This window comes from Streptomyces sp. NPDC004561, from assembly GCF_053602155.1.
In genome coordinates, this window is the sequence record NZ_JBSGDB010000375.1 from 1 (window position 1) to 8,721 (window position 8,721).

The window sequence follows — 8,721 nt, forward strand, 5'->3', positions numbered from 1 at the left end:
GCCAGCACCGCCAGCACCGCGCCGCGCCCGGCGGCCGAGACGAACAGCAGCGAGTTGCTGAGCTCCGTCACGATCTGCCGTACGTCACCGACAGGGGGTGGGTGGAGGAGAAGCGCAGGGCGGAGGTGCGGGTGCCGTCGGGCCGGTCGTTCTCGCGCGCCGCGATGCCGGCGCCGGACACGGTGAGGAACGGCAGCAGGCGCGCGGTGTAGCGGAAGCGCCGCGGCTCGCCCTCGGCGCGCGGGAGGTACTCGATCCCGATCACGCGCAGGTCCCAGCGCTGGTGGCGCGCCGGGTCCTGGGTGTACGCCCACACGATGTCGAGGTCGGCGCGTATGTGTGTCTCTATGTAGAGACCCATGGTGTTCCCCCACGTCAGGGCGCTTTTTGAGCGACCGCTCAAACGATCTTCCGTGACAAGGTACTCCTCTTTGAGCGATCGCTCAAACCGCGGGGACGAGGAAACCCCGGCCGCCGCGGGCCGGGGTCCACCGGGTACGGAATCGCCGCGCGCTAACCGGCGAGATGCCGCTCCACGGTCTCGACCTTGGAGGTCAGCCCGTCGGTCACGCCGGGCCGGATGTCGGCCTTGAGGACGAGCGACACACGCGGGGCGCGCTCCTCCACGACGGCGACGGCGCGCCTGACGACGTCCATCACCTCGTTCCACTCGCCCTCGATCGAGGTGAACATGGCGTCGGTGCGGTTCGGCAGGCCCGACTCGCGGACCACGCGCACGGCGTCGGCGACGTACTCCCCCACGTCCTCGCCGACGCCGAGGGGCGTCACGGAGAAGGCGACGATCATGCGTTGACGACCCCTTCCTTGCGGGCGCGGGCGGCGATGACCGCGTCCTCGGCCTCGCGGCGCAGCTTGCGCTCGGCGAAGAAGCCGCCGGTCGGCAGCACCGACAGGACGAAGTAGAGCGCCGCGGTCTTCAGCGGCCACTTGGCGCGGTTCCAGGCGTCCGCCCAGAAGATCACGTACAGGACGAACAGGACACCGTGGATCGCGCCCATCACGGGCACCGCGTTGAAGTCCGTGGTCCGCTTCAGCACCGAGCAGACGAGCAGGACGATGAAGGACACGGCCTCGGGGGCCGAGACCAGGCGGAGTCGGCGGATGGCGGTGGCGGTCTTGATGTCCACGGGTCACCTTCGATGGGGGTCGCGACGAGTGTCTGCCGGTTACGGACTGCCGATGGGTGCTGCCGGTTTGTGAACGCACGCACAAGCGTTCACCCATTGAAGCAAACGACGCCCCTAGGGGGCCGCTCAGGGTGGGGATCCACCCGTGGGACCTGTTCCGCCCACCCGTCCGGCCGCTACTTTCCCAGCGTGGCGATGTTCCGACTCCAAGGCAGCAAGGTGCTCGCCGTCGACATGACCGGGGACGCCGTGAAGGCGAAGAACGGCTCGATGGTCGCGTACGACGGTCAGATGTCCTTCAAGAAGCTGAGCGGCGGCGGCGAGGGGCTGCGCGGGATGGTGACCCGGCGGCTCACCGGCGAGCAGATGACGGTGATGGAGGTGAAAGGGCATGGGACCTGCTGGTTCGCCGACCGGGCGACCGAGATCAACCTGGTGAGCCTCCAGGGGGACAGACTCTGCGTGGAGTCGAGCAACCTGCTCGTGACCGACGCGGGACTCAGGACGGGCACGACGTTCACCGGCCTGCGCGGCGCCTCGCAGGGCAACGGCCTGTTCACCACGACCGTCGAGGGCCACGGCCAGGCGGCGATCATGTCCGACGGCCCGGCGGTGGTGCTGCGCGTCAGCCCGCAGTACCCGCTGACCGTCGACCCCGGCGCCTACATCGCGCACCAGGGGAACGTCCGGCAGTCCTTCCAGTCCGGTGTGACGTTCCGCACGTTCCTCGGGGAGGGCGGCGGCGAGGCCTTTCAGATCCGCTTCGAGGGGGACGGCCTGGTGTACGTGCAGCCGAGCGAGCGGAACACGATCGCGGGGGACCTGTAGATGACCTTCCGGGAGATCAACTCCAAAATGGTCGAGGCGACCGTGCAGCCCGGCCGGCAGCTGTTCAGCCAGCGCGGCGCGATGCTCGCCTACAAGGGGGACGTGTCCTTCACGCCCAGCATCCAGGGCGGCCAGGGCGGGCTGATGTCCATGCTCGGGCGCCGCGTGGCCGGCGAGGCGACCCCGCTGATGACCGTCGAGGGCAGCGGCACGGTCTTCTTCGGGCACGGCGGCCATCACGTGCACGTCATCAACCTCTCCGGCGACACCCTCCACGTCGAGGCCGACCGCCTGCTCGCCTTCGAGGGCACGCTCCGCCAGGGCACGATGTTCATGGGCTCGCAGGGCGGGGTCATGGGCCTGGTCCGGGGCCAGGTCACCGGCCAGGGGCTGTTCACCACCACCCTCCAGGGGCAGGGAGCCGTCGCCGTGATGGCGCACGGCGGCGTCTTCGAGCTCCCCGTCACCCCGCAGCGCCCGGTGCACGTGGACCCCCAGGCCTACGTCGCCCACCACGGCGACGTCCGCAACAGGCTGTCCGCCGCGCTCGGCTGGCGCGAGATGGTGGGCCGCGGCTCCGGCGAGGCGTTCCAGCTGGAACTGAGCGGAAACGGCACGGTGTACGTACAGGCCTCGGAGGAGAAGCTGTGAGCACGTACGGAACCCCCGGCGCCCCGGTCGTGCACGACCCCATGACGCTGCCCGCCGACGACAACGTGAACAGCTACACGTTCTGCGTGGAGCTCAAGAGCGGGCAGTGGTTCCTGCAGAAAGGGAAGATGATCGCCTATTACGGGGCGATCGAGTTCAACGGCATCGGACATGGACAACTCGACCACCTGGTGCGAACCTCGTTCCATTCGCCACTGCACGCCAGCGACTGGGTCGTGGCCCGCGGTTCGGGCAAGATGCTGCTCGCCGACCGGGCCTTCGACGTCAACTCCTACGACCTGGACGACGGGAACTTGACCATTCGCGCGGGCAACCTGCTCGCTTTTCAGCCAAGTCTCGCGCTCAAGCAGTCGATCGTGCCGGGTTTTCTGACCCTTATCGGAACCGGCAAGTTTGTCGCCGCGTCTAACGGGCCGGTGGTGTTCATGGAACCTCCCATCCGGGTGGACCCCCAGGCACTCGTCGGCTGGGCCGACTGCCCCTCCCCCTGCCATCACTACGACCACGGCTATCTGACCGGTGTACTGGGCGGTCTACGTGCAATCACGGGCTTCGGCGGGGTCTCCGGGGAGGAGCACCAGTTCGAGTTCGTGGGCGCCGGGACGGTGCTGCTGCAGTCCACCGAGAAGCTGATGGCGGAGGTCGACACGGGGGTGATTCCGTCCGATCCGGGGACGCCCGGCGGTGGCGGAGGGGGGCCGGGCGGACACGGTCCGCAATCGGCGGGCGCACCGCGCCTTCCCGGACAGCTGGGAGACCTCCAGCGTCGCTTCGGGCTGTGAGCGGTAGTCTGCGGAGTGTGACGTCGAACGCGTGCGCACTGTCACACCACCCGAAGTAGTTCGTCATTCAACTTCTTAGGTAGACTTCATTCATGGAGACCGAGACGGCCACGCGCTGGCTGACCGATGCGGAGCAGTGCGCCTGGCGCACCCACCTGGAGGTCAACAGGCTGTTGACGTACCAGCTGGAGAAGGATCTGCAGCCGTTCGGCCTGACTATGAACGACTACGAGATCCTCGTGAACCTGTCCGAGTCGGACGACGTACGGATGCGGATGAGCGACCTCGCCTCCGCGACCCTGCAGTCCAAGAGCCGGCTCTCGCACCAGATCACGCGGATGGAGAACGCGAACCTGGTGCGTCGCGAGAACTGCGAGTCCGACCGGCGAGGACTGTACGCCGTGCTCACCGAGCACGGCATGGAGACGATGAAGAAGGTCGCGCCGCACCACGTGGCGTCGGTGCGACGCCATTTCATCGACCTGCTGTCGCCCGAGGCCCTGATAGAGCTGGACAAGTCCCTCAAACCGATCGCGGAGCACCTGAGGGGGCAGCGGGGGCGCCCCTGAGCCTCCGGGCACGCCCGGGGCCGCCGTTCATTAGGACGGGAGCCGTCCGGGGCCGCAGAGCGGGCAGGCCCAGGTGCCGCATCTGTTCGTGCTCCTCGGGCAGGCTCCGGGCCATTCTCCGCACCAGGTCAAGGCCGAGGCCGAGGCGGTCACCGGGGGTGAACCGGGATGCCGTGAGGCCATCGCGCACCTCTCGCTTCAACGAGCTTCTCTACTCGGAGAGTTGCGCGATGGCCGCCGCATGACCAGGGGTTACGCCAAGATCCCTGCTAAACCACTCCACGGGACGCCATCCGGCAGCGCGGGCACAGAGGACGCTCCGGGCCCGACGTGCCCGGCTGGAATCCCCAGCCGTGGCAGTGCGGGCACAGGTCGCGGTCAGGCGGTGGACACAAGCAGGTGGTCATGTCCGGTGAACGCGGGTGGGTGACGGCGCGTCACGGCTCGCGGCCCGCCGCTGTCCCCGTACCACCGTCAGCGCTGGAGCAGGCCCCACCCGTACTCTTCCCGGCTCGCTGTGCACTGCGACACCGGAACCCCCGCTTCACCGTGCAATTAGACATCCCACACCATGGGTCGCCGGCGCTACATTCGGTGAGCCGACAGGGGCCGACCGGGGTGTGTGGACTTGTGTGGGAAACGAGACTCCACGCGGCCACGCCGGGCAGCCTGGTCGGGCCGCTTCGCGCAAGGCTGGCCCAAGCGGCGAAACAACTCGAACGTCCGGCGGCCATGACAGGCCGCCACCACAAGCAGGGGGAACACATCATGAGCTTCACTTTCGGACGCCGGGTGGCGATGGTCGCCACCGCCGCCGCGCTGAGCGTCGGCGCGCTCACCGCGACGACGGGGACCGCCTCCGCCGACGATGCCGTCCTGCTCACCACCGGCAACTGGGTCGGGCTTTACAACGCCCCCAACACCACGGACGGCAAGATCGGCTGGCATGACGTCCCCCCGGGCGGCCAGGTCATGGCCCAGTGCTGGACCGTCGGCCAGAGCATCGGAAACTGGGGCGACACCTGGTACCGGGTGGTCGGGGCGGACTATCGCTACGGGTTTGTGGCCACCCCCACCGCGTACGTCTTCGCCGCCCAATACACACGGTGACTACTTCGGAGCCTGAAGCTCGAATACGCGACACCGGAACATGCGGGCCTACCAGTCCCGAGGCCGCACCCGACCTCAACCCGCAGGAGGGCACCTGGCCGCTGGTCAAACGCGAGATCGGCAACCTCGCCGCCGCGGACCTCACTCAGATCACCCGAGCCGTCAAACGTCGGCTCAAGAGGATCCAGTACCGGCCGGAACTCATCGACGGCTGCCTCGCGACAACCGGCCTGAGCCTGGAGGACTGAGGTGACTCATTCCTGTTCCCAGTTCGCGTAGTCACCCATCGCCACGTCGTCGCACATGGTCTCCCAGAACCCGTTGTGTGCAAGTGCGGTGTCATCGATGGTGACGAGGAGGCGGCGAAGCTCGTCCGCCACCTGCTGGAATCTGTCCTCCTCGCCTTCTTCGTAGAACGGGAAGCGGGCGACGGTGGCCGCGACGCACCGGTGGAAGGTTCCAAGGTCCCTGTTCACATGCCAGGCAGTCGCGGACTCGGTCTTGGGGATCTGCACGACGCGACGCGAAGCCACATCGACGCCGAGCCGCCCGAACAGGCCGCTAGACGAGTCTTTCCGAATGCCTGCGGGCGCGAGGAGAGGGTGTCCATGATCGTTTGTGACGACGAACCTGGACACCCTCGTGACCGCACTCTACGTAAAGATCGATGACGAGCGAGCGGGTATCGCGCGATTGCCGGGACGGCCGGCGAAGCTCAGCCACTCCGAGTTGCTGTGTCTGGCGGTCATGCAGGCGATGCTCGGCTTTCACTGCGAGGCCCGGTGGCTGCGGTATGTGCGCGCCCACCACGGCGACATGTTCCCGTTCATCCCGCACGACCCGGGCTACAACAAGCGGCTGCGCGCCGCGTTGCCGCAGATCAAGCGGATCATCCGGGTCCTGGCCAAGGACACCGACTTCTGGCACGACACCGTCTGGATCAGCGACTCGACCCCGGTGCCGTGCGGGATGTCCCGGCCCACGGTTAAGCGGTCCGAGCTGGCAGGCTGGGCGAACTACGGCTACTGCGCGTCGCATTCACGGTTCTTCTGGGGACTGCGGCTGTATCTGGTGTGCACCCCGTCGGGGATGCCGATGCTGTGGGCGCTGGCCGATCCCAAAATCGGCGAGCGGGAGGTGCTGGCCGCCATGCTGGAAGTGGATGCCGGGCTGGTCCGTGAACGGCCGGGGCTGTTGCTGATCACCGACAAGGGGTTCGCGTCCAAGCCGTTCGAGCGGTCACTGTCCGAACAGGGCATCACGCTGCTACGGCCCTCCCGGAAGCGGGAGGTGATGCGGCCCGGCGAGCCGATGCTGAAGAAGGTCCGCCAGCTCATCGAGTCGGTCAACGACACCCTCAAGGGCCAGCTTGACCTGGAACAACATGGCGGACGCACCATCGAAGGCGTCTCTGTGCGCGTTGCCCAGCGCATGCTCGCACTGGCCGCCGCGATTTGGCACAACTTCCAGACCGGGCAGGCGGTCAGCCGGTCACTGACCGCCTACGACCACTGACCGTGTTCGGAAAGACTCGTCTAGCCCCAAAGACGACCAACCCGCTCTCACCGATCCCGTCCAGCAGCGTCGCCTCGGTCAGCGGTTGGTACTCATAACCGATCAGCCCTGCTGGGACGCCGATCTGCCGCAGATCGTCGGCAATCTCGGCGGGCACCTCTGGCAAACAGCCGATCCGGGCCACGGCGTACTGGGGCAACGGCAACGGCGGGAAGTCTCGGATCACACGAACATCATCCTCGTGCTCCGGCCACACCGGGAAGGCGCAAGCCGGGCCTCCAGCCACCCCACTGCGGGCCCCGACATCACTCATTCAAGTTCAGTAGTTCGGCGCGACAGCTGAGCCCGGAATCAATCACGACCGGCGGGGCAAAGCGCCCCTTTTGGGCTAAAATTGTTTGCCCAGCCATTTGCCGATGAAGATCGCGCCAACCAGCATCAGCACACCGGCCACGACCAGCAGGGTCGTGGACGTGTTGTTCTTCTGCCGGCGACGGTCCGGGCGCTCGTCGTAGCCGGCGTCGTAGCGGTTCATCGGCGGCAGCATCGTCGTCGCGCCCGCGCTGGAGTCCGTGCGTAGAGCAGTCGTCGGATGGTCGGCGGGGTAGCCTCCGTAGCCGACGGTACCCATGGCCGCTGTGGCCGCGACCGGCTGGCCGTCGAGGCAGGCCTCGATGTCGGCGCACATCTCGTCGGCCGACTGGTAGCGGTAGTCCGGGTCCTTGGCCAGTGCCTTCAGGACGATCGCGTCCATCTCGGGCGTGATCCCCGGGACGAAGACGCTCGGCGGCTGGGGCTCTTCGCGGACGTGCTGGTAGGCCACCGCGACGGGGGAGTCGCCCACGAACGGCGGTCGGACCGCCAGCAGCTCGTAGAGCAGACAGCCCGTGGAGTAGAGGTCCGAGCGGGCATCCACCGGCTCGCCCTTGGCCTGCTCGGGGGACAGGTACTGGGCCGTGCCGATGACCGCCGCGGTCTGGGTCATCGTCATTCCGGAGTCGCCCATGGCGCGGGCGATGCCGAAGTCCATCACCTTGACCTGGCCGTTGCGGGTCAGCATCACGTTCGCGGGCTTGATGTCGCGGTGGACGATGCCGCTGCGGTGGGCGTACCCCAGGCCCTGGAGGATGCCGATGGTCATCTCCATCGCGCGCTCCGGCAGCAGCTTGCGGCCACTGTGAAGAAGCTGGCGGAACGTCGATCCGTCGACGTACTCCATCACGATGTACGGGATCGAGAATCCGTCGATGTGGTCCTCTCCCGTGTCGTGCACCGCGACGATCGCGGGATGGTTGAGCGAGGCGGCCGACTGGGCCTCCCGGCGGAACCGGGCCTGGAAGGACGGATCGCGCGCGAGGTCGGCGCGCAGCGTCTTCACCGCCACGGTGCGGCCGAGCCTGGTGTCGTGCGCCAGGTTGACCTCCGCCATGCCACCACGGCCGAGCACCTGGCCCAACTCGTACCGGCCGCCGAGGCGACGCGGGTCTTCCATAGCTACCTACCAGCCCTCTCCGTCCGTCCCGACCACACCCGCGGTGGTCCGGCGGTGTGCTGTTCGGGCATACGGTACCCGGCTCGCTGTGCGGGGTCGCGGCGGGCGGCGTTGATGCTGAGGTATCCGGATAGGTGATGCCCGCCGTGGCGTTCAGCCGGCGGCTCGGCTCACAGTTCTGGAGCCAGGGATACGCGTCCGAGGCCGCCCACGCCACGCTGGAGTTCGCTCTTCAGGACCGTGGCATCAGCATCAACCGGGTGGATGGGAACGCCTCCGAGAACGTCATCCGCAAGCTCGCGTGGACCCCTGTTGGGAACGACCTTGAGGCACGCTCGCTGGTCCCCGATCAACCGCTCCGGGCACCTCTCCTCGTTCCTGGCCCCGGTGATCTCCCGGGGCTGTTCACATGAAAGAGAGTGACAGGTGCTCCTGACAGGCGACTGATGCGATTCTGATCGGGCCCCCTGCGGTCGGCGTGCACCAAACCCATTCCTGACACAGCGCGTTGCGGCAGCAGGCACCTGGAATGGCCGACCGACCCAAGCGGGGGGAGCCCCGCCTCCGAGCCGGCAGCACGTCAATCCGTTTGCAAGGGTCGCGAC

At 67.7% G+C, this 8,721-nt stretch carries 10 protein-coding genes and 4 pseudogenes; 8 read left to right on the plus strand and 6 right to left on the minus strand.

Annotated elements, in window-relative coordinates:
• Window positions 1-85: 85 nt before the first annotated feature.
• The 3 genes and pseudogenes from ACWEN3_RS34505 to ACWEN3_RS34515 form a co-directional block, all read right to left on the minus strand.
• Window positions 86-361: pseudogene (locus ACWEN3_RS34505) on the minus strand (hypothetical protein); the annotation flags it as partial.
• A gap of 152 nt (window positions 362-513) precedes the next feature.
• Window positions 514-807, minus strand: a complete 294-nt coding sequence (locus tag ACWEN3_RS34510; protein ID WP_452979057.1) for an MTH1187 family thiamine-binding protein — start codon at window positions 805-807, stop codon at window positions 514-516.
• Entirely contained in the window at window positions 804-1,148 is a 345-nt protein-coding gene (locus ACWEN3_RS34515) for a DUF3817 domain-containing protein (protein WP_452979060.1), read from the minus strand. The genes ACWEN3_RS34510 and ACWEN3_RS34515 overlap by 4 nt, the downstream gene beginning before the upstream one ends.
• 195 nt (window positions 1,149-1,343) lie before the next feature.
• Between ACWEN3_RS34515 and ACWEN3_RS34520 the strand changes: the two genes are divergently transcribed.
• The 6 genes and pseudogenes from ACWEN3_RS34520 to ACWEN3_RS34545 form a co-directional block, all read left to right on the plus strand.
• Complete coding sequence (locus ACWEN3_RS34520) at window positions 1,344-1,976, plus strand: AIM24 family protein (RefSeq protein WP_452979063.1); 633 nt, start codon at window positions 1,344-1,346, stop codon at window positions 1,974-1,976.
• Window positions 1,977-2,627, plus strand: coding sequence for an AIM24 family protein (locus tag ACWEN3_RS34525; protein ID WP_452979066.1), 651 nt, complete (start codon window positions 1,977-1,979; stop codon window positions 2,625-2,627).
• Window positions 2,624-3,430, plus strand: a complete 807-nt coding sequence (locus tag ACWEN3_RS34530; protein ID WP_452979069.1) for an AIM24 family protein — start codon at window positions 2,624-2,626, stop codon at window positions 3,428-3,430. Before ACWEN3_RS34525 ends, ACWEN3_RS34530 begins: the two co-directional genes overlap by 4 nt.
• Window positions 3,431-3,522: 92 nt before the next feature.
• Entirely contained in the window at window positions 3,523-3,999 is a 477-nt protein-coding gene (locus ACWEN3_RS34535) for a MarR family winged helix-turn-helix transcriptional regulator (RefSeq protein WP_452979072.1), read from the plus strand.
• A gap of 768 nt (window positions 4,000-4,767) precedes the next feature.
• Complete coding sequence (locus ACWEN3_RS34540; protein WP_452979075.1) at window positions 4,768-5,109, plus strand: hypothetical protein; 342 nt, start codon at window positions 4,768-4,770, stop codon at window positions 5,107-5,109.
• A 56-nt stretch (window positions 5,110-5,165) separates the two neighbouring features.
• Window positions 5,166-5,357 (plus strand): annotated as a pseudogene (locus ACWEN3_RS34545) (IS630 family transposase); the annotation flags it as partial.
• Window positions 5,358-5,363: 6 nt separating this feature from the next.
• Here the strand turns inward: ACWEN3_RS34545 and ACWEN3_RS34550 are convergent.
• Window positions 5,364-5,747 (minus strand): SUKH-4 family immunity protein, encoded by a 384-nt coding sequence (locus tag ACWEN3_RS34550; RefSeq protein WP_452979078.1) that lies wholly within the window; start codon window positions 5,745-5,747, stop codon window positions 5,364-5,366.
• On the opposite strand from ACWEN3_RS34550, the gene ACWEN3_RS34555 reads away from it, so the two are divergent.
• Window positions 5,728-6,624, plus strand: coding sequence for an IS982 family transposase (locus ACWEN3_RS34555; RefSeq protein WP_355925210.1), 897 nt, complete (start codon window positions 5,728-5,730; stop codon window positions 6,622-6,624). The genes ACWEN3_RS34550 and ACWEN3_RS34555 overlap by 20 nt on opposite strands.
• On the opposite strand, the gene ACWEN3_RS34560 is transcribed toward ACWEN3_RS34555, so the two are convergent.
• Together ACWEN3_RS34560 and pknB are read right to left on the minus strand one after the other, a co-directional pair.
• Window positions 6,593-6,850, minus strand: coding sequence for a hypothetical protein (locus tag ACWEN3_RS34560; RefSeq protein WP_452979081.1), 258 nt, complete (start codon window positions 6,848-6,850; stop codon window positions 6,593-6,595). The two genes, ACWEN3_RS34555 and ACWEN3_RS34560, sit on opposite strands and share 32 nt — an antisense overlap.
• A gap of 180 nt (window positions 6,851-7,030) precedes the next feature.
• Window positions 7,031-8,116, minus strand: a pseudogene (pknB, locus tag ACWEN3_RS34565) (Stk1 family PASTA domain-containing Ser/Thr kinase); the annotation flags it as partial.
• Window positions 8,117-8,250: 134 nt separating this feature from the next.
• Between pknB and ACWEN3_RS34570 the strand changes: the two are divergent.
• A pseudogene (locus ACWEN3_RS34570) lies at window positions 8,251-8,529 on the plus strand (GNAT family N-acetyltransferase); the annotation flags it as partial.
• Between the last annotated feature and the right edge of the window lie 192 nt (window positions 8,530-8,721).